Genomic DNA, 21,112 nt, shown 5'->3' with positions numbered 1-21,112 from the left:
TCGCAAGCCACTTGGCGATACGCCAAACAAAAATTTTCTTGAAATGCGATGGTTTTTGAATCAACACGGAGAAGTTCATGGATACCGATTTCGACTGGCCACTGCCACCACACTTCGAATCAATCTCTGCATCCCCTGCAACCAACGATGGCAGGGTGCCATGCATCGTCGCCATGCCCGACGGCAGCCGCAAAGTCGGCAATCTGCTGGAGTTTGACCTGGAAACCTCATCGATAGAGTTTCATCAGGAACGCGCCAGCGGCAACTTGCGTATCGGCTTTGCCAATCTCAAAAGCATCCGCTTAACGTCGCCGATAGAGTTGAAGAAAATGGAATTGCCTTTAACGGTCGAAACACAAGGAAATTTATCCATCTCAATTCGGCAAAAATGCATGATTTCGTTCAAGGACGGCGAACATTTGCTCTCCGAAACGGTGGGTTACGTTCCGCGTGACATCGGGATTTTTCTGTTTCTTGTCGGCGGCGGCAACAAGGTAGTGCGCTGGTTTATTCCGACAGAAGCAATTGCCAGCTATCAAATTGGCGACAAACTCGGCAAAATGCTGATAGACACCAGAATGGCGTCGGCCGACGCTGTCGACGCCGGCTTAAAGAAGCAAAGCGAGCTGAGGGAATCCAAGCTGGGAGCGTATCTGCAGCTAGAGAGCCTGGTCACGGAAGTGCAAGTAGAAATGGCCTTGCAAAAGCAGCGATCGTTGCCCCACCTTAAGCTGGGAGAAGCATTAATTCAGGAGCAGCTGATCACCATTGAACAGCTGGCGCAAGCGCTGAAGAAGCAAAATGAGGACAGAAAACTGCACCTGGGTGAAATTCTTGTCGGCATGGGTTTCGTCACCAAGGAAAGCATTAAAAGAATATTGGCGCAAAAGCTTGGCATTCCCTTCGTTACCCTGCCCCAGTTCCATTTTGACTTGAATTTGACCAAGATCGTACCTGCCGACCTGGCGCGAAAATACATTGTGATGCCGCTATACCGAACCCAGTCGCGCATGGTGGTGGCGATGGAAGATCCGCTGTCGTCAGAAGCGTTGAAGGAATTATCGTTTTGCGCCAAGCTCACGATTGATCCCGTCATGGCGTCGGAGACTGACCTGGTGGAGGTCATTTCAAGATTCTATGGCCGGCAGGGAGAGCGTCAGGACATCGCTGAATTCGTTTCTAAAATGGACGATGGCATCGGCGCCGAACTGAGCCTGGTTAGCAATGAGGTGATTACTGAATCCGACAACACCATGGTTCGCCTGGTCAACAAGATCATCCTCGACGCCTTCGAACAAGGCGCCTCCGACATCCATATCGAAGTCATGAAAGGAAATGAACCCACCCGGGTCCGCTTTCGCAAGGACGGCATCATGGTCGATTATTCGAACATTCCGGCAAACTACCGCAATGCCCTGGTGTCCCGCCTTAAGATCATGAGCCGCCTGGATATTTCCGAGAAGCGCCGCTCCCAGGATGGGAAGCTGAATTTCGAGCAGTTCGGTCCTGTCAAAATTGAGCTTCGCGTGGTCACCATGCCGACCACGGAAGGCATGGAAGATATCGTGATGCGCATACTCGCAGCGCCAAAGGCCCTATCCCTGGACGCACTAGGCCTGTCTGCCGCTGTGCTGGAGGGACTCAAAAAGCTCGCCCTGAAACCGCATGGGCTGTTATTTGTTTGCGGTCCAACCGGGTCGGGAAAAACCACAACTTTGCATTCCCTGCTCAGTTATATCAATACCAGTGAACGAAAAATATGGACGGTCGAAGATCCTATAGAAATTACCCAGAAGGGTCTGCGGCAAGTGCAGGTACACGCAAAAATCGACCTGACCTTCGCCGCTGTATTGCGCAGCTTCTTGCGGGCAGATCCGGATGTCATCATGGTGGGAGAAACGAGGGATCCGGAAACGGCCCGGACCGTCATTGAAGCTTCACTCACCGGGCACCTGGTATTTTCCACCTTGCATACCAACAGCGCAGTCGAAAGCGTCGTCCGCTTATTGGATCTCGGCCTAGACCCGTTTAATTTTGCCGATGCGCTGTTAGGCGTAGTCGGTCAACGGCTCACACGCAAATTGTGCACGGCCTGCCGCCAACGTTATTCCGCCACTGCCGAGCAAGTCAAGATGCTTGCTTACGAATATTGCCTGGAAACCGGACTGCAGGAAGACGACGTGGTAGCGCAATGGCAAAAACAATATGGCCACGGCAGCACTGCGCTCACCTTATACAAGGCCGTAGGCTGCGAAAAATGCGACAAGAGCGGCTACAAAGGCAGGCTAGGCGTGCACGAATTACTGTTCAACACTCCCGCCATCAGGAAACAAATTCATGCGAAAGCGAATGTGCCGGAAATACTGAAAACCGCTGTTGGAGAAGGTATGCGGACCTTAAAACAAGATGGAATCGATAAGATATTTCAAGGCTTGACCGACTGGGAGCAAGTAAGAATGCTCTAAGACGAATAATGGCAGAGCGAATAGATAAATCCACCTCCCGTTCAAGAGGTGGATGGAATTCTACCCAACATGATCAAGAGCTATTTGCCTTCTCCAACTGTATCGGCTGCTTGGCAACCGAGGCTGCTCCGGTGTCGAAATAGAGCTTCAAAGCCATGATCTCGCGCGAGACATCCGCAGGAAAACCTTTGCGGGTTCCTCGTTGATCCAGCAAGAGTTCGGCAAACAGTTTTTCACCTGCAGCTCGCCGCGGCCAAACTTCGGCAAATTGGTTGGCGATACGCGGATAATGTTTGATGAGCCACAAAGGCCAAATTTCTGTAGGTAGCGACAGCAGCCAATTATATGTCTGCTCCTGCAACTTCAGATCGGCGGGCCCATGCAGGCGGCGCAATTGCTCCCAGTTCTTTTCTTGCCTGCTCCGCAGCTCTGCATCAAGTACAGCTTTTGCTTCCGAAACCGAGACTTTTTCGAATGGAATTGAGTCCATAAATCCTCCTAAAAGAGGGAATGCAGAGTCGTAGTTGCCACTCTCCTGGTAACAATGGCAGGTGGTTGGCGTCAATTGATATATCTGACAACGACCAACTAAAATGTTGCCACTTGGAATTTATTCTACACCTTTTCAATCGCTGAAAACGATTGCTCCCTCTCGCTTATGTTGAAAATTTTCTGGCATGCAAGGCGTTAGGTGCCGGAACCCGCCATCGAAATTGCAGATTGTTTCAATGAAATTAATAAATAACTATTGTATTGATCTGTGGAGGTCTATGATTAATAATAGTTTCCAAAAGAAAACATTTTCCATATTTCCAGATGCCCTTTTACGATAGAAAAGAGACACGTCGACTTTTAATTTTGTAATCACTTCCCACAATAAAAACCATGAACGGTCTCCGAGACAGATTGGCACGGCAAGCAAGATTAGCCACCAAACGTATATCAATCACGTCGCTGGCCATGATTTTCGTGATTCTTGTATGTTTGTCTTTGGTATTCATCGATGGCTGGCGAAGTTGGACAGCCCGTAATATTCAGCTGCAGGAAATGGGAGTTTCCACCTCCAATATGACGCGCGCCATAGCGCAACATGCGGACGATACTATTAAAGCAGCCGACACCACCCTCGTCGGTCTCGTCGAGCGGGTACAAGCTGATGGCACCGGCCCTGGAGCTTTGCAGCGACTGCATCAGCTACTGGTCCAACGGGTTCGCGAACTGCGCCAACTCCAAGGTTTGTTCATCTATGACGAAAAAGGGAATTGGCTCGCTAATGCGTTGCCGGCGACGCCATCCAACGTCAATAATTCAGACCGGGATTATTTCATCTATCACAGTACCCACTTCGATCCCAAGCCTTACATCGGACTGCCGATACGCAGCCGATCAACAGGCAAATGGATCATCACTGTCTCGCGCAGAATTAGCCATGCCGATGGCAGCTTCGCCGGCGTTGCGCTAGCCACCATCGATATGGATTACTTCAATAAATTTTACGAAAGCTTCGATATCGGCCACCACGGCGCGATCGTGCTTGGACTGAATAATGGCGTCATGCTGACCCGTCGGCCGCTGTTGGCGGATACCAATGGAAAAAGCATAGCAAATACCCCTCTGTTTCGTGACCACGTTGCGAAGAGAGCCATGGGCACGATTTTTATCGTTTCAGCACTGGACGGAGTTAGGCGCCTGAATAGCTTCCGGCACTTGGAGCAATATCCCTTATTCGTCGCCACAGCGCTGTCGGAAGATGAAATCCTTGCAGATTGGCTTACAGATACTTATTTACATTCCGCCGGCGTGGGGATACTGCTCATCGTATTGAGCATGCTGGGATTTCATCTCGTCGGTCAAATCAAGCTGCGCCTGAATGCCGAAGCGGAACTGGTTCGAGCACGGGATGCATTAGAAACACTCAACCAGACGCTCGAAAGGCTGGCATTGCAGGACGGTCTCACCGGACTCGCGAATCGTCGTCATTTTGACCTTGCTCTGGACAAGGAATTTAGCCGTGCGGTGCGAGAGGCAAGTTCACTGGCGCTGGTCATGATCGATGTCGACTGCTTCAAACAATATAACGATATATACGGTCACGCAGCAGGCGATGAATGCTTGCGAAAAATCAGCGAGGTGATTAAAACCAATCAGAATCGGCCTGGCGACGTCGCGGCCCGTTACGGCGGGGAAGAGCTTGGCGTGCTTCTCCCCGGTACTGACGTACGCGGCGCAATGGTCATTGCCGAAAAAATCCGTTTGGAGATCCACAACCTGGGTATCGAGCATGCGGGTAATTCCGCCGGCGTGGTCACAGTCAGCGCCGGCGTTGATGCGTTTGTCCCCATTCTGGATCTGGATAATCCGTTAGAGCTGATACAAGCAGCCGATAAGGCCCTTTACGCAGCAAAATCTGGCGGGCGTGATCGTGTCTGCGAAAATAACAGCGTCATTCACTCTCATCAAGCTACTACTCAGCAGGAATCGTCTGCCATCCTGTAAAGTGGCCAGTCACTCTTTGCAAGTCCGCATAATATCCTCTCTACCCTAGGGCTAGTTCTCGCTACACGCGATAACTGGCAGCGTTTCCTGCGTTGACCGCAGCGACCTGAGCAAGCGAAATTCCGGCGGGTCCGCCTATATCTTGCCGCGCTTGACCTGGACGACGCGAAATACGCACCCCTCATTGGCCACGCTGATACTGGCGCCTTGCTTGAGCCCGGCTATCGTTGCATCGGTCGCTCTGATGACGACCGCTTCTAGCGTCATCGGCATCGGCTCCAGACCGGAATGCAGGCAGGCGTCCAGCAGCAGGTCGCCGCAGAACTCTGTGCCCGATGACAAAATCAGTTGCATGCGCTATACCGTCACAATCGGCATGCAAAACATCAAGTGCGGCACGTCCATCTCCTATTTAACGATTACACGTTGCATCTTGTTGTTCGCCCTCAGCGGCAAATATCGTGCCACATCTTCGAAGGCAAGGCCGTAACCGTGCAACATACTTTTCAGCGTGGAACTTCTCGGGTCAAGAATTTGGCCCGCTTCCAATTTGGAAAGTATGGGTATCGGTAACCCACAACGATTGTGAATAGCAGTTAACGTTAACGGCTTACCATTTCCTCCCTTTTGCTGCTTGCGTACCGCCCTTAAAAAATCTGCAAGTGTTGTAGGGTCGCCTTCGAGGAGTTCCCTCTTATTTTTCATGCGATTTCCTTGTGGTAAAAGGACGAATCTCCCTAGTTATTATTTCGCAAAACCCCATCTACTCCGCTAACGAGACTATTGCTTTCGCTCACGAACCGCAAATGCCTCAGGTGGCAGCATGCAGGGCATACGCCGCCAAGCGATGAGCAATTTTGTTTGACCGGCCAAACGTCCGAACTGAGGAAGTCGCCCGAATCCATCCAAAATGTTTCCCTGTTGCAATATAATGCATACTAACCTATTCCCATCCATTCAACACCTCATCGCATGATCGAGAGAGCCACATTGGCAGCAAAGCTATCTAATCTTTAAGCCCCCTCTGACATCCCGCCCGTAACTACATGGGCAGTTTTTCTGTCACGCAAATCTTGGCCAACGTCAAACTTCGGCGCCACGACCATCATCGACGTACTCGACGCTCTGGCATTGAACTGTGTGGCCGGCAAGATTGATGCGATCTCGGGAATATCCGGTATCTGCGCAACAGCAGGAGCAGTCGGCATATTCGGGACGGCAGAGATATTCGGCACCGCCGCCAGCGATGGAATGACACTCTGCGCTTGCGTCGCCCTCGCATCCTGCGCAAAGAACTCGCCCGTGCGCATCTTATTCCCATATTTTTATAGGCGGCACCTACTGAGATCGCCCCGTCACCATACAAGCTTTTATTGTTTTTGATCACGGGTTCAATTCGCAAGCGCTAGCTATCACTGACTTGCCGGTCATCTACCAGCGCGTCGCGCACCGACGTTTCAGGATTATTTTTCATGATGCCGTCGCCGAATTTCTTCTTTTGATCGGCCGTCATGCCGTCGCCATTGAATCCCAGCACACGCTCATCAATGGCATCCGCAAAACGCTGTCCAATCAAGCCAGGCAACGAAGCGTACAGGTGGTCGTGCCTCTTCCGTCTAGTGCAAAAAGGAGCCGCCTGCCATCGACGGCAGGATCGGCAGTTCATCCAAGTCATTTTCCGACAACAGCATATTGATGGCCTTGTCCTGCACCGCGAACTGCGGCACCCACAGGCGTATAAGGCGATTTGCCACCTCGCGGACATTCAGATGGACACCGCGCTCAGTGGCAACAACAATCGTCACATCCTTCTTATTGAGCATCCACTTCCACGAAACGAGATCGTCCCTTGGCGTGATTTTTTGAGATGTCACGTCCGGATTGAGAAAGAAGATACTGAGCGTCTGGGGCAATAGCGTGCTGGTGGCAAGAGGCACGGAAACGAGCTGGCCTTGAGCAAGTGCGTGTCCATGATTTAAGGCATACATTTGGGCGGCGCCTGCGTGATGCTGGCGTCCTTTCCGAGGACCGGGCCGTATTGATGGATCATGCGGCAAACAATACGTCGGAGCAGTACGCAACACCGACTATTGCACAGCTTATCGAGATGGCAAATCTTGGGTAGAAACGCGGAATACCTCCACCTTGCTTAGAATAAGCAACGGATAGTCGCGCAAAAAGTTGCGCACAAAGAAAAAGGACCTAGAAGATTTCTCTTCTAAGTCCTTGATCTTACAGCTTAAATATGGTCGGAGTACAAGGATTCGAACCTTGGACCCCCTGGTCCCAAACCAGGTGCGCTACCGGGCTGCGCTACACTCCGAGAAGCAAGATAATAAACAGTATTCCGATTTTTGTCAAATTTTTATACAGGAAAATTTTTAAATTTTGCTGCAAAAACCAACCCAATAACGGTACCGCCAACAACTTATCTGCTGAAAAACTTGAGAGACGGATTAGACCAGATTTCAGAAAAATATGCGACAAAAAAAACGTCTTTTTCGACAAATATTCAAACTTTTTTCAGTTCTGCTTAATACGTCAGCAGATTTGTAAAAAAGCTGCCGATGTTTTAAGCAAATCGATAGCGCAAAATCATTTACAGATTTATCCGACAGGATTTTAATCCTGTCGCAAGGCCAATTGCGCACGCTGAAAAATAACTTTGAAACGACTGCCCTTGCCATATTCGGAAGAAATTTCCAGGCGGCCGCGGTGTCGCAATAAAACATGTTTCACGATGGCCAGCCCGAGACCCGTTCCCTGCGTCGCGCGCGAGCGGGTTTTATCGACGCGATAGAAACGCTCGGTGAGCCGGTTCAAATGTTCTGCCGCGATGCCGATGCCATCGTCGGCCACGATCAAAGCCGCACTATCGTCTTCGATGGCCCAGCTGACATCGATGTGGCCACCGTCGGGTGTATAGCGCACCGCATTCGACAGCAGATTCACAAATGCGCTTTCCAGTTCATCGTGATTGCCTTTCAGGTCGACCTCCTGCACCTGCCGCAATGTAATGCTGTGCTTGCCGCCCGACAGCGCCCTCGCCTCTTCCACGATACGGGTGAGCAGGGGTTTGATGCGCACAGTGTCGCCGGAGGGCGGCTGCACCAGCGATTCCAGCCGGGTCAGCGTCAGCATGTCGGCCACCAGCCGCTGCATGCGCTGCCCCTGCTCCGCCATCAGATGTAGCTGGCGCTGGCGGGTTTCTTCGCTCATCTCGCTGCTCAGCGCATGCTCCAGAAAACCGTTGATGACCGTCAGCGGCGTGCGCAGCTCATGCGATGCGTTGGCGATAAAATCGCGCCGCATGGTATCCATTTTTTCGTTTTGCGTGACGTCGTGCGTCACCAGGATCTGGCGCCGGCTTTCGAAAGAAATCAGCTGCACCAGGATTTTTCGGTCGTGGTGCATGAAGGGCAAAGGCTGCTCGAACCGGCCCGACAGCATGTAGTCGACGAAATCCGGAGAGCGGATCAGGTTGGTCAGCAAGCGTCCTTCATCGCGCTTCAGGTCGAGCCCCAGATGGCTCTGCGCCGCCGGATTGCACCACTCCAGATGCATGACGCCGTCGACAATCACGACGCCATCCGGCAGCAGGCTCATGGCTTGGCGGAAGCGCGCCAGCCACTCCGCCATTTCGGCGCGCGAGCGTTCGTCTTCGTGGCGGATGTCTTCCAGCGCCGCGAATGCATGCGCCCACAAGCCCCAGGTTTTCGGCCGCGGCCTACCGACCGGAGCGTCCAGCCATTGTTCGATCTGATAGAGCGAGCGCATCTGCAAAAACAACAGGCTCGCCAACGACAAGCTGTAGAACAGCAGGCCGACGACTGTGCCGAAGGCAGCCCCTACCGCCACCGCAATCAAGGACAAGAGGCCAAACCAGAGCAGCGCCGGCACCCAGAATTTGCGTGCGCTGCGCGTGCTGGCTACCGGCATGGTCACGCCGCCGGCTCAGCGTTGAGCTTATAGCCGACGCCGCGCACCGTCTTGACATAGTCGGCGGCCAGGCCGAGCGATTTGCGCAGGCGCATGATGTGAACGTCGACCGTGCGTTCCTCGATAAAAGTATGGTCGCCCCAGACTTTATCGAGCAATTGCGCGCGCGAGAAAATCCGGTCAGGATGCGCCACCAGGAAACGCAACAGCTTGAATTCTGCCTGGTCCAGCTCCACTTCCCGCTCATCGACAGTGACCTGGTAGCGGTCGGTATCGATGCGGATCAAGCCGTGCGTCAGCAGGCTTTGTCCGAGTTCCGGCACTTTGCGCCGCAACAGTGCCTGGATGCGCGCGATCAGCTCCTTCGGTGAAAACGGTTTGGTGACATAGTCATCGGCGCCCGCGTTGAGCCCTCTGACCTTGTCCTCGTCCATGCCTTTGGCGGTCAGCATGATGACCGGCAGCGTGGCGCTGCGCGTCTGGCCGCGCCATTCCTGCAGCAGCGCCAGGCCGGAAGTGTCCGGCAGCATCCAGTCCAGCAATACCGCCTTGGGCAAGACACCGACGATAGCCTGACGCGCCTCGGCGGCGCTATACGCAATCTCACAGGAAAAGCCGGCATCGTCGAGCGTAAAGCGCAGCAGCTCGGCGATGCCTGGCTCATCTTCGACAATCAGAATGTGGGTTTGATATTTCGACATCAGGCATTAACTCTATTCAATCCAGCAATTCAGCAATAGTTCAGCAACAATTCAGGCGCCCACTTTATCCGCAATCCGGCGCGCCATCGCCTGCGCCAGGTCGGCGCCCTTGGCTTCCACCATGACCCGGATCAGCGGCTCGGTGCCGGAGGCGCGGATCAGCACGCGGCCGTTGTCGCCCAGTTCGCGCTCCACTGCTTCTTTCTCCGCCACCATCGCCGGATTCTTCTTCCAGTCGAAACCTGCAGCGACTTTGACGTTGATCAGCGTCTGCGGATAGAGTGCAATATCAGCCGTCAGCTGCGCCAGGGTTTCACCGGTGCGCTTCAGCGCCGACAGTACCTGCAGGGCAGAGACGATGCCGTCGCCAGTGGTGTGCTTGTCCAGGCACAGCAGATGGCCGGAGCCCTCGCCGCCAAGGTTCCAGCCGCGCTCCTTCATCACTTCCAGCACGTAGCGGTCGCCGACACTGGCGCGCGCAAACTCGACGCCCATGTTGCGGAACGCCACTTCCAGCGCCATATTCGTCATCAGGGTGCCGACCGCGCCTTTCACCGGCCCGATCTTCATGCGGTCCTTGACCATCACGTAGAGCAGCTCGTCGCCGTTGTAGATACGGCCCGTCGCATCGACCATCAGCAGGCGGTCGGCGTCGCCGTCCAGCGCGATGCCAATATCGGCGCGATTGGCGCGCACCGCCAGCGCCAGCGCGTCCGGCGCCGTGGCGCCAAAGCCGGCATTGATGTTGAAGCCGTTGGGCTGGTTGCCGATTGCAATCACTTCCGCGCCCAGTTCGTGGAACACGTGCGGCGCAATATGATAGGCGGCGCCATGGGCGCTATCGACCACGATCGTCAGGCCGCGCAAATCCAGCTCGTTAGGAAAGGTGCTTTTGCAGAATTCGATATAGCGTCCGGCGGCGTCGTCCAATCGCCTGGCCTTGCCTAGCTTGTCGGAGGCGACGCAGTCCATCGGCAGTTCCAGTGCCGCCTCAATCGCGGCCTCCACCGCATCCGGCAGCTTGTTGCCTTGTGCGGAAAAGAACTTGATGCCGTTGTCTTCATATGGATTGTGCGAAGCCGAAATCACCACTCCGGCCGCCAGGCGCAGGGCCCGCGTCAGGTAGGCAATCGCCGGCGTCGGCATCGGGCCCGCCAGCATGACGTCGACCCCGGCGGCGGCAAAGCCGGCTTCCAGCGCCGCTTCCAGCATGTAGCCGGAAACCCGGGTGTCCTTGCCGATCAGAACGGTTGGCCTGCTGCCCGCTTTCCCCTGCGCCAGCACCTTGCCGGCGGCGTAACCCAGCTTCATGACGAAATCAGGGGTAATCGGCGCCACGCCTACTCGGCCTCGCACGCCGTCGGTGCCAAAATATTTTCTTGTCATTTCAACCTTCAGTCAGTTTTTGTGTGAATCACAATCACATTGCTTTTGATATATTCGCTGCGCGCCAAACCTTGAGCGCATCAACCGTTTCCGCCACATCGTGTACCCGCACGATCCGGGCGCCCTGGACTACCGCCGCCAAGGCAGCTGCCAGACTACCCGCCAGGCGCCGCTCGACCGGCTTCCCGGTGAGTTCGCCCAGCATCGATTTGCGTGAAATTCCCGCCAGCAGCGGCAAATCCAGGCTACGCTGGATATCGCCTATGCTTTGCAACAATGCAACATTATGCGCCAAGGTCTTGCCAAAGCCAAAGCCTGGATCGATGCTGATGCGATTTCTTGCAACACCAGCCAGCTCCAGGACAGTAACGCGCTCACTCAAAAAGGCGCTGACTTCGGCTACCACATCCTGATATTCGGGCCTTGATTGCATGGTTTGCGGATCCGCCTGCATATGCATGACGCACAAGCCGCAATCGCTGTCGCTCACCGCCTCCAGCGCACCGGCGCCGCGAAAGCCGTTGATATCGTTGATCAGGTCGGCGCCGGCGGCGATCGCCTCGCGCATGACTGCCGGCTTGTAGGTATCGATGGAAAGAGGCTTGCCGCAATCACGCAAGGCGTAGATCGCCGGCATGACGCGATCCAGCTCCTCTTCCAGCGACACTGCTGGACTGCCGGGGCGGCTCGATTCGCCGCCGATGTCGATGATATCGACGCCGTCGGCAATCATCTGCTCCGCATGCGACAAGGCAAAATCCAGCGCATGGAATTTGCCGCCGTCGGAAAACGAATCGGGCGTGATATTGAGGATGCCCATCACCAGCGGCCGCGCCTCGGGCGTATTGACCGGCAGCCGGTAGCGGCCGCATTGGAAAAATTGTTGCATAGTGATTTATATTGGTTTTGGAAAAAGCTTGCTTAAGGCAGACTGATTTGTCATGGACGATATAATTTCAAGCATCGTCACAAAGCCGGCGCTCAAATAAAAAGGGTGAGGATCGCTCCTCACCCTTGCTGCTCAATCTTGTTGGCATATCGCGCGTTCACAAGCTACGCCGGCCAGGCGCGGTTAAGCGGATCAGGCCGGGGCAGTGGCGCTCGGCGACACACCGCCGGATGAATTGTCGCTAGGCGCCTTGCGCACCGAGCTGCCGGCCTTCGGCAAACGCGGCTCCAGGCCTTCCATGATGTCGTTGATCTGGTCGGCATCAATGGTTTCCCAGTCCAGCAGGGCCTTGGTCATGGCTTCGACCTTTTCCTTGTTTTCTTCCAGCAGGCGGCGCGACAAGGCATACTGCTGATCGAGGATGCTGCGGATTTCCGCATCGACCTTTTGCTGGGTGGCTTCCGACACGGTCTTGGACGACATGCGGCCGAAGTAAGCGTCTTGCTCAGTATCTTCGTAGACCATGGTGCCCAGGCTTTCCGACATGCCGTAACGAGTCACCATCGCGCGCGCCAGCTTGGTGGCACGCTCAAAGTCGTTGGAAGCGCCAGTCGACATCTGGTGCATGAAAATCTCTTCGGAAATACGGCCGCCGAACAGGATGGCGATCTCTTCCAGCATCTTGTCCTTGTACATGTTGACGCGGTCATGCTCAGGCAGCTGCCAGGTCAGGCCGAGCGCAAAGCCGCGCGGCATGATGGTGACCTTGTGCACAGGATCAGCCTTGGGCAAGAGCTTGGCGACCACGGCATGGCCGGATTCGTGATAAGCGGTGTTGCGGCGTTCTTCTTCACGCATGACGGCCGATTTGCGCTCAGGGCCCATGACGATCTTGTCCTTGGCATCCTCGAAATCCTGCATCTCCACCAGGCGCTTGGCGCGGCGGGCTGCAAACAGGGCTGCTTCATTGACCAGGTTGGCCAGGTCGGCGCCCGAGAAACCAGGAGTGCCGCGCGCCAGGATATCAGCCTTGACGTCAGTTGAAATAGGCACTTTGCGCATGTGCACGTTCAGAATCTGCTCACGGCCACGGATGTCCGGCAAGCCGACCACCACCTGGCGGTCGAAACGGCCCGGACGCAGCAAGGCTTTGTCCAGCACATCGGAACGGTTGGTGGCAGCGATCACGATCACGCCGGAATTGGCTTCAAAGCCATCCATCTCGACCAGCATCTGGTTCAACGTCTGTTCGCGCTCATCATTGCCGCCGCCCATGCCGGCGCCGCGATGACGACCGACCGCATCGATTTCATCGATGAAGATAATGCAGGGAGCGTGCTTCTTGGCGTTTTCAAACATGTCGCGCACACGGGAGGCGCCGACACCGACGAACATTTCGACGAAATCAGAACCGGAAATGGTGAAGAACGGTACTTTCGCTTCGCCGGCGATGGCGCGCGCCAGCAAGGTCTTACCGGTACCCGGAGGACCAACCATCAGCACGCCGTGCGGAATGCGGCCGCCCAGTTTCTGGAACTTGGTCGGATCGCGCAGGAAATCGACCAGCTCGGATACTTCTTCCTTGGCTTCATCGCAACCGGCGACATCGGCAAAGGTCACGGAATTGCTGTTCTCATCCAGCATGCGCGCTTTCGACTTGCCGAACGAGAAAGCGCCGCCCTTGCCACCGCCCTGCATCTGGCGCATGAAGAAAATCCAGACGCCCAGCAACAGGATCATCGGGAACCAAGAGATGAAGATCTGCTGCAGGAACGAAGGCTCTTCCGGCTGCTTGACTTCAAATTTAACGTTGTTGTTGACCAAGTCGCCGATCAGGCCGCGATCCAGCACGGTAATGGCGGTTTTCACTTTCTTGCCGTCCGAAGTGCTGGCGACAATGCTGCTGCCTTCGATCGTCGCATCAGTGATGTGCCCTGCCCTGATTTCAGTGATCAGATCGGAATAGGCAATCGGCCCCGCGCCGCTGGCCGCCAGCCCGCGCCCGTCGAACTGCTTGAATACGGTGAAAAGCACCAGGGCGATGACCACCCAGATGGCGGCTTTGGAAAACATGTTGTTCACTAGAACTCCTTGGACGCGCTGCGCGCCTGACATAGGTACAGCATCGAGATATTCCTTTGATTTTACTCGGAATAGGTACAGCTTGCTAGGAGGCTGGCCTGAGTTAGGGGCCGCGGCTGAAAAAATAGCTAAACAAATATTTTTTCAGCCGGTTCTGCCGATTTCCAGACTAGCCCCTTTAGGGGGATATGCGGCCGTATCTATGGGAATTCAAGGAAAAAATGCTGATTAACGCGGATTTTTCAGTGTCTTTCCAAGGAGGAAGATTTCCGACGACTTATCGCGGCTGGCCTTGGGCTTCCTCGACGCCACGGTTTTGAACTCCTGGCGAAATTTCATCAGTACTTCGTTGTAGCCGGTGCCGTTGAAGCATTTCGCCAGCAAGGCGCCGGTCGGTTTCATGTGCATCTGCGCGAATTCAATTGCCAAATCGATAATTTCCTCGACCCGCGCGGCGTCGGATATGGCGATGCCGGACAGATTGGGCGCCATGTCGGACAGCACCAGATCCACCTTGCGCCCCTCCAGCAGGCGCTCCAGCTTGCGCAGGCTGTCCGCTTCGCGGAAGTCGCCCTGGATGAAATGGACGTCGGCGATAGGATCCATCGGCAGGATGTCGAGGCCGATGATCATGCCGTGGATGCCGCCGCCATCCTGGCCGGCCAGCTTGTTGCGGGCATACTGTGACCAGCTGCCGGGAGTGGAGCCAAGGTCGACAATGATCTGGCCGGGCTTGATCAGCTTGTCCAGTTCGTCGATTTCTTTCAGCTTGTAAGCAGCCCGCGCACGGTAGCCTTCTTTCTGCGCCAGCTTCACATAAGGGTCGTTAATGTGGTCGTGCAGCCAGTTTTTGTTTAATTTCTTCTTTGCCATTCGCGTAGAATACCGTTTTTAAGGAATTTTTATGTTGAAACTTACATCTGCCGAGCGTAGCGAGCTCCGTTCCCAGGCCCACGGTCTGGATCCTGTGGTCCTGATCAGCGAAGATGGCTTGAAGCCAACCCTGATGAAAGAGATCGATTTAAGCCTGAATGCGCATGGCCTGATTAAAGTGCGTGTATTCGGTGATGATCGCGAGGCACGGATCGCCATCTACGAAACTATTTGTGAAAAACTTGGCGCAGCGCCGGTGCAACACATCGGCAAGCTGCTGGTCTTGTACCGGCCACAGAAAGATGCTGCCAAAGAACGCAGCGAAACCCGCGGACGCGGTATGCGCGAAGTCACCATCGTCAAGCCTAGCCCGAGCGGCACCAAGCGGCCGTCGGTGACCAAGGTCATGGTCAAGGGCAATGAGCGCGTGACCCAGGGCGGCAACATCAAACGCGCCAAACCGCGCCAGAAGAGCAGCAAGAAATCGGCATTGGGCCGTTAATGACCGGCCGCTTCGGCAGCCATCACATCTCAATACCGAGGGGGCCGTATTCCGCTACGGCGGCGCAAGCATTCTGCTAGCGCCCTCCCCATACCCTGCGAGGCCTTGCCTCTAGCGCAAGCTGCGCAATTTCAAGATCAATCCGACCCCAAGCAAGCCCTGGATCAGGTAAATCCCGCTGGAAACCCCGTGCAGGATGCCGAACTGCGTCCTGGCGCCGTCACTCATGACGCCGCCTGTCAGAGCCGCTGCTTCGCGCAGGCTAGCCATGAAAGGCTGCAGGCAGAAATAACCGGCCACGGTGCAAGCCAGCATCAGCAAAGTAAAACGCAGCAAGGTCTTGCGCAGCGGCGCCGAATCGTCATGGGTGCGATAACTGAACAGCAAGATCAGCAGGACGCCGCAAACCACGGTCAGCCAAGCTTCGATGCGGAACAGGTTGCCGGCAATGGTGCCAGCCAGCACACGGTCCGCCAAGGTGGTGAACAAGACCGGCGCAACCAAGCCGCCTATCGTCCACAAACTACCGACCCACAAGGTCGCGACTAACAATCTGCATCGCACTACAAACATCGCTGCTCCTGGATTTTCTGATCGAATGCTGCGCTAGCGCCACCGGGCGCCGTCATGGCCACGCTTTAGACGTAGCGGACTTCCAGGATTTCATACTCGCGGATGCCGGACGGCGCTTGCACGCCGACCACGTCGCCGGCGGTCTTGCCGATCAGCGCACGGGCAATCGGTGATGTCACGGAAACCTTGGACAGCTTGATGTCGGCTTCGTCAGTACCGACGATTTGATAAGTTACCTTGTCGCCCGATTCCAGGTCTTCCAGATCGACCGTAGAGGCAAACACCACGCGCCCGTCCGCATCCAGGGTTGCCGGATCAATAACCTGTGCGGCTCCCAGCTTCCCTTCCAGGTCGGCAATCCGGCCTTCGACAAAACCTTGCCGCTCTTTCGCCGCATCGTAATCCGCGTTTTCCGAAAGATCGCCATGTGCGCGCGCTTCTGCGATGGCCTTGATGACAGTTTGACGCTCTTTGGTTTTCAAATGATGCAACTCATCTTTCAACAATTGTGCGCCATGCTTGGTAAGAGGTACTGAGCTCATAGGGATGGTATTCAACAAATATTAAATAAGGTTTATGACGCTGGTTTTATCACGTACGCAATAAAAGGTCACGGAGGTCAAAAACGTACCGAAAAAGGGCGCGCTTATGACCTCCGCAGGAACTTCTGTAGCTAAATTGTACGTTTCGGCGGCTTCCAGACAGCAAATGCGACCCGGAAGCGATTCAGGATGTGCCTAGGCACATCCTGATCTGACCTTAGTGTAAGGTTTTATGCAGCCCTTGTAAATCATAGACGTGCAACTCGTCCAGATGGCGCATTCCCTCGACTGCCGCTTCCGCACCGGCAATCGTGGTGTAGGTGGTGGCGTGGGCTGCCAGCGCCGAAGTGCGGATCGCCCGCGAATCGACAATCGCGCTGCGTTTTTCTTCGACAGTGTTGATCACCAATGAAATTTCATTGTTCTTGATCATGTCGACAACGTGCGGACGTCCTTCGACCACCTTGTTGACGGTTTCCACAGGAATCCCGGCAGCACTGATAGCCGCAGCCGTACCCTTGGTCGCCACCACGCTGAAGCCGATCGCCACCAGATCCTTGGCGACCTGCACCGCGCGCGGCTTGTCGCTGCCCTTGACGCTGAGGAACACCTTGCCCGATTTCGGCAGCTTGATGCCGGCGCCCAGCTGCGACTTGACGAACGCTTCGCCGAAGGTCTTGCCAACGCCCATCACTTCACCGGTGGATTTCATTTCCGGTCCGAGAATGGTGTCGACGCCCGGGAATTTAACGAAGGGGAATACCGCTTCCTTGACGCTGAAGTACTTCGGCACCACTTCGTTCTTGATGCCCTGGCTGTCGAGCGACTGGCCGACCATGCAACGCGCTGCGATCTTGGCCAGCTGCAAGCCGGTCGCCTTGGAGACGAACGGCACGGTACGCGAGGCGCGCGGATTGACTTCCAGCACGAACACTACGTCCTGGCCATCGATCTGCTGGATTGCGAACTGCACGTTCATCAGGCCGACCACGTTCAGCCCCTTGGCCATCAACGCTGTCTGCCGCTTGATCTCTTCGATGGTTGCCGGCGCCAGCGAATACGGCGGCAGCGAACAAGCCGAGTCGCCGGAGTGCACGCCAGCCTGCTCGATATGCTCCATCACGCCACCGATAAAGGTGCGGTCGCCGTCGGACAAGCAGTCGACATCGACTTCGATGGCGTCGTTCAGGAAACGGTCCAGCAACACTGGGGAATCGTGCGAGACCTTGACCGCTTCGCGCATATAGCGCTCGAGGTCGCGCTGCTCATGGACGATTTCCATCGCCCGGCCACCCAGCACGTACGATGGACGCACCACCAGCGGATAACCGATTTCCTGCGCCAGGCGCAAGGCATCTTCTTCCGTACGCGCGGTGCGGTTTGGCGGCTGGCGCAAGTTCAGGTCGTGCAGCAGTTTCTGGAAACGCTCGCGGTCTTCGGCAGCGTCGATCATGTCCGGCGAAGTGCCGACGATAGGCACGCCGTTGGCTTCCAGGTCGAGCGCCAGCTTCAAAGGCGTCTGGCCGCCGTACTGCACGATCACGCCGTACGGCTTTTCCTTGTCGACGATTTCCAGCACGTCTTCCAAGGTCACCGGTTCGAAATACAGGCGGTCGGAAGTGTCGTAGTCGGTCGATACGGTTTCCGGATTGCAGTTGACCATGATGGTCTCGTAGCCATCTTCGCGCATCGCCAGCGCCGCGTGCACGCAGCAGTAATCGAATTCGATACCCTGGCCGATACGGTTAGGACCGCCGCCCAGCACCATGATCTTCTTTTTGTCAGTCGGATTCGATTCGCACTCTTCCTCGTAGGTCGAGTACATGTAGGCCGTGTTGGTCGAGAATTCGCCGGCGCAGGTATCCACCCGCTTGTAGACTGGACGGATATTCAGCGCCAGGCGCTTCTTGCGCACGTCGGTATCGGTGGTCTTCAGCAGCTTGGCCAGGCGGCGGTCGCCAAAGCCCTTTTGCTTCAGGCGGAACAAGGTGTCGCGATCCAGCGCTTCCAGCGTCTGGCTGTTTTCCAGCCACAGTTCGATATCGACGATTTCCTTGATCTGCGACAGGAACCATGGATCGATATGGGTCAGCTGATGCACTTCTTCCAGCGTGAAGCCCTGGGCGAACGCATCGCCCACATACCAGATACGGTCCGGACCCGGCTCGCCAAGTTCTTCTTCGATGACTTCGCGGTCTTGCGTTTTTTCGTTCATGCCGTCAACGCCGACTTCGAGGCCGCGCAAGGCTTTCTGGAACGATTCCTGGAAGGTGCGGCCGATCGCCATCACCTCGCCCACCGATTTCATCTGGGTGGTCAGGTGGTTGTCGGCCGTCGGGAATTTTTCAAATGCAAAGCGCGGGATCTTGGTGACCACGTAGTCGATTGATGGCTCGAACGATGCCGGCGTGGCGCCGCCGGTGATTTCATTGCGCAACTCGTCCAGCGTGAAGCCAACCGCCAGCTTGGCCGCGATCTTGGCGATCGGGAAGCCGGTCGCCTTCGACGCCAGCGCCGAAGAACGCGATACACGCGGATTCATTTCGATGACGATCATGCGGCCATCGGCCGGGTTGACCGAGAACTGCACGTTGGAGCCGCCGGTGTCGACGCCGATCTCGCGCAATACCGCCAGCGAGGCGTTACGCATGATCTGGTATTCCTTGTCGGTCAGGGTCTGCGCCGGCGCCACGGTGATCGAGTCGCCGGTGTGCACGCCCATCGGATCCAGGTTTTCGATCGAGCAGACGATGATGCAGTTGTCCGCCTTGTCGCGCACCACTTCCATCTCATACTCTTTCCAGCCGATCAGCGATTCTTCGATCAGCAGTTCCTTGGTCGGCGATGCTTCCAGGCCGCGCTTGCAGATGGTTTCGAATTCTTCCGCGTTGTAGGCGATGCCGCCGCCGGTGCCGCCCATGGTGAACGAAGGCCGGATGATGACCGGGAAGCCAAGTTCCTTCTGCACGCCCCACGATTCATCCATGGTGTGGGCGACGCCGGAACGGGCCGAACCGAGGCCGATCTTGGTCATCGCTGCCTTGAACTTGGAACGGTCTTCCGCCTTGTCGATGGCTTCCGGCGAAGCGCCGATCAGTTCGACCTTGTACTTTTCCAGGATGCCGTGGCGATGCAGGTCCAGCGCGCAGTTCAGCGCGGTCTGGCCGCCCATGGTCGGCAGGATCGCGTCCGGCTTTTCCTTGGCGATGATGCGTTCCACCGCCTGCCAGGTGATCGGCTCGATGTAGGTGACGTCGGCCATTTCCGGGTCGGTCATGATGGTCGCTGGATTGCTGTTGACCAGGATCACCTTGTAACCCTCTTCGCGCAACGCCTTGCAGGCCTGGGCGCCGGAATAGTCGAACTCGCAAGCCTGGCCGATGATGATCGGGCCGGCGCCGATAATCAGAATATTTTTTAAATCACTACGCTTAGGCATTTTTATTTTTCTCCAACATCGTTTGATTCATCAATTGAATGAAACGATCGAACAAGGGGGCGATGTCATGCGGGCCAGGCGACGCTTCCGGATGACCCTGGAAGCAGAACGCCGGCTTGTCGGTGCGGGCGAAGCCTTGCAGCGAACCGTCGAACAACGATACGTGGGTCACGCGGCAATTCGCCGGCAGGGTCGCGCCATCGACGGCGAAGCCGTGATTTTGCGAGGTGATCAGCACTTGCTTGCTGTCCAGGTCCTGCACCGGGTGATTGGCGCCATGGTGGCCGAACTTCATCTTCAGCGTCTTGGCGCCGGAAGCCAGCGCCATGATCTGGTGGCCGAGGCAGATGCCGAAAGTCGGCACGCCGCGCTCGATCAGCTCCTTGGTGGCGGCAATCGCGTAATCGCATGGCTCCGGATCGCCCGGGCCGTTGGACAGGAAAATCCCGTCCGGATTCAGCGCCAGAGCATCGGCAGCCGTAGCCTGGGCCGGCAGCACGGTGATCTTGCAGCCGCGTTGCGCCAGCATGCGCAGGATGTTGAACTTGACGCCGTAGTCGAACGCCACCACGTGGTACTTAGGCGTGATCTGCTGGTCGTAGCCGCGGCCGAGGCGCCATTCCGTCTCGCTCCAGCTGTAAGCCTTGGTGGTCGACACCACCTTGGCCAGGTCCATGCCGGCCAGGCCGGGGAAGCCGCGCGCCAGTTCCAGCGCTTTCGCGGTAGCTGCTGCAATGTCCGTCTCGCCGGCGACGATGGCGCCGCCCTGCGCGCCTTTTTCACGCAGGATGCGCGTCAGCTTGCGGGTATCGATGCCAGCGATGGCGACGATATTCGACTCCTGCAGGTAGGCATCAAGGCTTTGGGTGGAACGGAAATTCGATACCAGGCGCGGCAGATCACGGATGATCAGGCCGGCGGCGTGGATCTGGGAAGATTCGACATCCTCTTTATTGACGCCGGTATTGCCGATATGCGGGTAAGTGAGAGTGACGATCTGGCGGCTGTAGCTTGGATCGGTAAGGATTTCCTGGTAGCCGGTCATGGCAGTGTTGAATACGACTTCACCTGTCGTATGACCAACGGCGCCAATGGAAATACCTTGGAAAATCGTCCCATCTGCTAGCGCGAGGATGGCCGGTACGGTGAGGCCAGAAAAAAATGGCTGCAAGGGGTAACTCCTGATGTTGTTACCGCCGCTGCGCTGCGCCAAACGACCGCTATA

20 protein-coding genes and 1 tRNA gene are annotated in these 21,112 nt (G+C 56.0%); 4 read left to right on the top strand and 17 right to left on the bottom strand.

Going from position 1 to position 21,112, the window contains the following annotated elements:
* The first annotated feature begins 77 nt into the window (after positions 1–77).
* Positions 78–2,465: a GspE/PulE family protein gene (locus tag BCF11_RS22190; RefSeq protein ID WP_098496663.1), complete on the top strand. Its 2,388-nt coding sequence runs from the start codon at positions 78–80 to the stop codon at positions 2,463–2,465.
* Between the two features lie 73 nt (positions 2,466–2,538).
* On the opposite strand, the gene BCF11_RS22185 is transcribed toward BCF11_RS22190, so the two are convergent.
* Positions 2,539–2,955 carry a hypothetical protein gene (locus BCF11_RS22185; protein ID WP_098496662.1) on the bottom strand — a complete coding sequence of 139 codons (417 nt, stop codon included), beginning with the start codon at positions 2,953–2,955 and terminating at the stop codon, positions 2,539–2,541.
* Positions 2,956–3,350: 395 nt separating this feature from the next.
* Between BCF11_RS22185 and BCF11_RS22180 the strand changes: the two genes are divergently transcribed.
* Positions 3,351–4,961, top strand: a complete 1,611-nt coding sequence (locus tag BCF11_RS22180; protein ID WP_098496661.1) for a diguanylate cyclase — start codon at positions 3,351–3,353, stop codon at positions 4,959–4,961.
* Positions 4,962–5,096: 135 nt separating this feature from the next.
* On the opposite strand, the gene BCF11_RS22175 is transcribed toward BCF11_RS22180, so the two are convergent.
* The 5 genes from BCF11_RS22175 to BCF11_RS22160 form a co-directional block, all read right to left on the bottom strand.
* Complete coding sequence (locus BCF11_RS22175; RefSeq protein ID WP_098496660.1) at positions 5,097–5,315, bottom strand: hypothetical protein; 219 nt, start codon at positions 5,313–5,315, stop codon at positions 5,097–5,099.
* Positions 5,316–5,369: 54 nt separating this feature from the next.
* A complete protein-coding gene (locus BCF11_RS22170; protein ID WP_098496659.1) occupies positions 5,370–5,666 on the bottom strand; it encodes a helix-turn-helix transcriptional regulator in 297 nt (98 codons plus the stop codon).
* Between the two features lie 308 nt (positions 5,667–5,974).
* Entirely contained in the window at positions 5,975–6,271 is a 297-nt protein-coding gene (locus BCF11_RS22165) for a hypothetical protein (protein ID WP_098496658.1), read from the bottom strand.
* 95 nt (positions 6,272–6,366) lie between these two features.
* Complete coding sequence (locus BCF11_RS28075) at positions 6,367–6,537, bottom strand: hypothetical protein (protein ID WP_158229257.1); 171 nt, start codon at positions 6,535–6,537, stop codon at positions 6,367–6,369.
* A 40-nt stretch (positions 6,538–6,577) separates the two neighbouring features.
* Entirely contained in the window at positions 6,578–6,949 is a 372-nt protein-coding gene (locus BCF11_RS22160; protein ID WP_143751409.1) for a hypothetical protein, read from the bottom strand.
* Here BCF11_RS22160 and BCF11_RS28710 point away from each other — a divergent pair.
* Positions 6,922–7,086 carry a hypothetical protein gene (locus BCF11_RS28710; RefSeq protein WP_369827811.1) on the top strand — a complete coding sequence of 55 codons (165 nt, stop codon included), beginning with the start codon at positions 6,922–6,924 and terminating at the stop codon, positions 7,084–7,086. The two genes, BCF11_RS22160 and BCF11_RS28710, sit on opposite strands and share 28 nt — an antisense overlap.
* A gap of 121 nt (positions 7,087–7,207) precedes the next feature.
* Here BCF11_RS28710 and BCF11_RS22150 read toward each other — a convergent pair.
* The 7 genes from BCF11_RS22150 to BCF11_RS22120 all read right to left on the bottom strand — a co-directional run bounded on the left by BCF11_RS22150 (position 7,208) and on the right by BCF11_RS22120 (position 14,831).
* Positions 7,208–7,284: transfer RNA gene (locus BCF11_RS22150), tRNA-Pro, on the bottom strand.
* Positions 7,285–7,583: 299 nt separating this feature from the next.
* Positions 7,584–8,900 carry a phosphate regulon sensor histidine kinase PhoR gene (gene phoR, locus BCF11_RS22145; RefSeq protein ID WP_098496655.1) on the bottom strand — a complete coding sequence of 439 codons (1,317 nt, stop codon included), beginning with the start codon at positions 8,898–8,900 and terminating at the stop codon, positions 7,584–7,586.
* A 2-nt stretch (positions 8,901–8,902) separates the two neighbouring features.
* Positions 8,903–9,601, bottom strand: a complete 699-nt coding sequence (locus BCF11_RS22140) for a winged helix-turn-helix domain-containing protein (RefSeq protein WP_098496654.1) — start codon at positions 9,599–9,601, stop codon at positions 8,903–8,905.
* A gap of 51 nt (positions 9,602–9,652) precedes the next feature.
* Complete coding sequence (gene glmM / locus BCF11_RS22135; protein WP_098496653.1) at positions 9,653–10,987, bottom strand: phosphoglucosamine mutase; 1,335 nt, start codon at positions 10,985–10,987, stop codon at positions 9,653–9,655.
* Positions 10,988–11,021: 34 nt separating this feature from the next.
* Positions 11,022–11,876, bottom strand: a complete 855-nt coding sequence (folP, locus tag BCF11_RS22130) for a dihydropteroate synthase (RefSeq protein WP_098496652.1) — start codon at positions 11,874–11,876, stop codon at positions 11,022–11,024.
* 192 nt (positions 11,877–12,068) lie between these two features.
* A complete protein-coding gene (gene ftsH, locus BCF11_RS22125) occupies positions 12,069–13,958 on the bottom strand; it encodes an ATP-dependent zinc metalloprotease FtsH (RefSeq protein WP_098496651.1) in 1,890 nt (629 codons plus the stop codon).
* A gap of 228 nt (positions 13,959–14,186) precedes the next feature.
* On the bottom strand, positions 14,187–14,831 hold the full coding sequence (locus BCF11_RS22120; protein ID WP_098496650.1) for an RlmE family RNA methyltransferase: 645 nt from the start codon (positions 14,829–14,831) through the stop codon (positions 14,187–14,189).
* A gap of 31 nt (positions 14,832–14,862) precedes the next feature.
* Here BCF11_RS22120 and BCF11_RS22115 point away from each other — a divergent pair, with 31 nt between their 5' ends.
* Positions 14,863–15,333 carry a YhbY family RNA-binding protein gene (locus BCF11_RS22115; RefSeq protein WP_061941611.1) on the top strand — a complete coding sequence of 157 codons (471 nt, stop codon included), beginning with the start codon at positions 14,863–14,865 and terminating at the stop codon, positions 15,331–15,333.
* A gap of 111 nt (positions 15,334–15,444) precedes the next feature.
* On the opposite strand, the gene BCF11_RS22110 is transcribed toward BCF11_RS22115, so the two are convergent.
* From BCF11_RS22110 to carA, 4 genes are all read right to left on the bottom strand, one after another.
* Complete coding sequence (locus BCF11_RS22110) at positions 15,445–15,906, bottom strand: DUF4149 domain-containing protein (protein WP_098496649.1); 462 nt, start codon at positions 15,904–15,906, stop codon at positions 15,445–15,447.
* A gap of 65 nt (positions 15,907–15,971) precedes the next feature.
* On the bottom strand, positions 15,972–16,448 hold the full coding sequence (gene greA / locus BCF11_RS22105) for a transcription elongation factor GreA (RefSeq protein WP_098496648.1): 477 nt from the start codon (positions 16,446–16,448) through the stop codon (positions 15,972–15,974).
* 217 nt (positions 16,449–16,665) lie between these two features.
* Positions 16,666–19,887 (bottom strand): carbamoyl-phosphate synthase large subunit, encoded by a 3,222-nt coding sequence (gene carB / locus BCF11_RS22100; RefSeq protein WP_098496647.1) that lies wholly within the window; start codon positions 19,885–19,887, stop codon positions 16,666–16,668.
* Complete coding sequence (gene carA / locus BCF11_RS22095) at positions 19,880–21,058, bottom strand: glutamine-hydrolyzing carbamoyl-phosphate synthase small subunit (protein WP_098497644.1); 1,179 nt, start codon at positions 21,056–21,058, stop codon at positions 19,880–19,882. Before carA ends, carB begins: the two co-directional genes overlap by 8 nt.
* Positions 21,059–21,112: the final 54 nt, after the last annotated feature.

This window comes from Collimonas sp. PA-H2 (assembly GCF_002564105.1).
Taxonomy (GTDB): domain Bacteria; phylum Pseudomonadota; class Gammaproteobacteria; order Burkholderiales; family Burkholderiaceae_D; genus Collimonas.
Note: the sequence above shows the minus strand (reverse complement) of the source record. Positions and strands in the feature narration are given on the sequence as shown.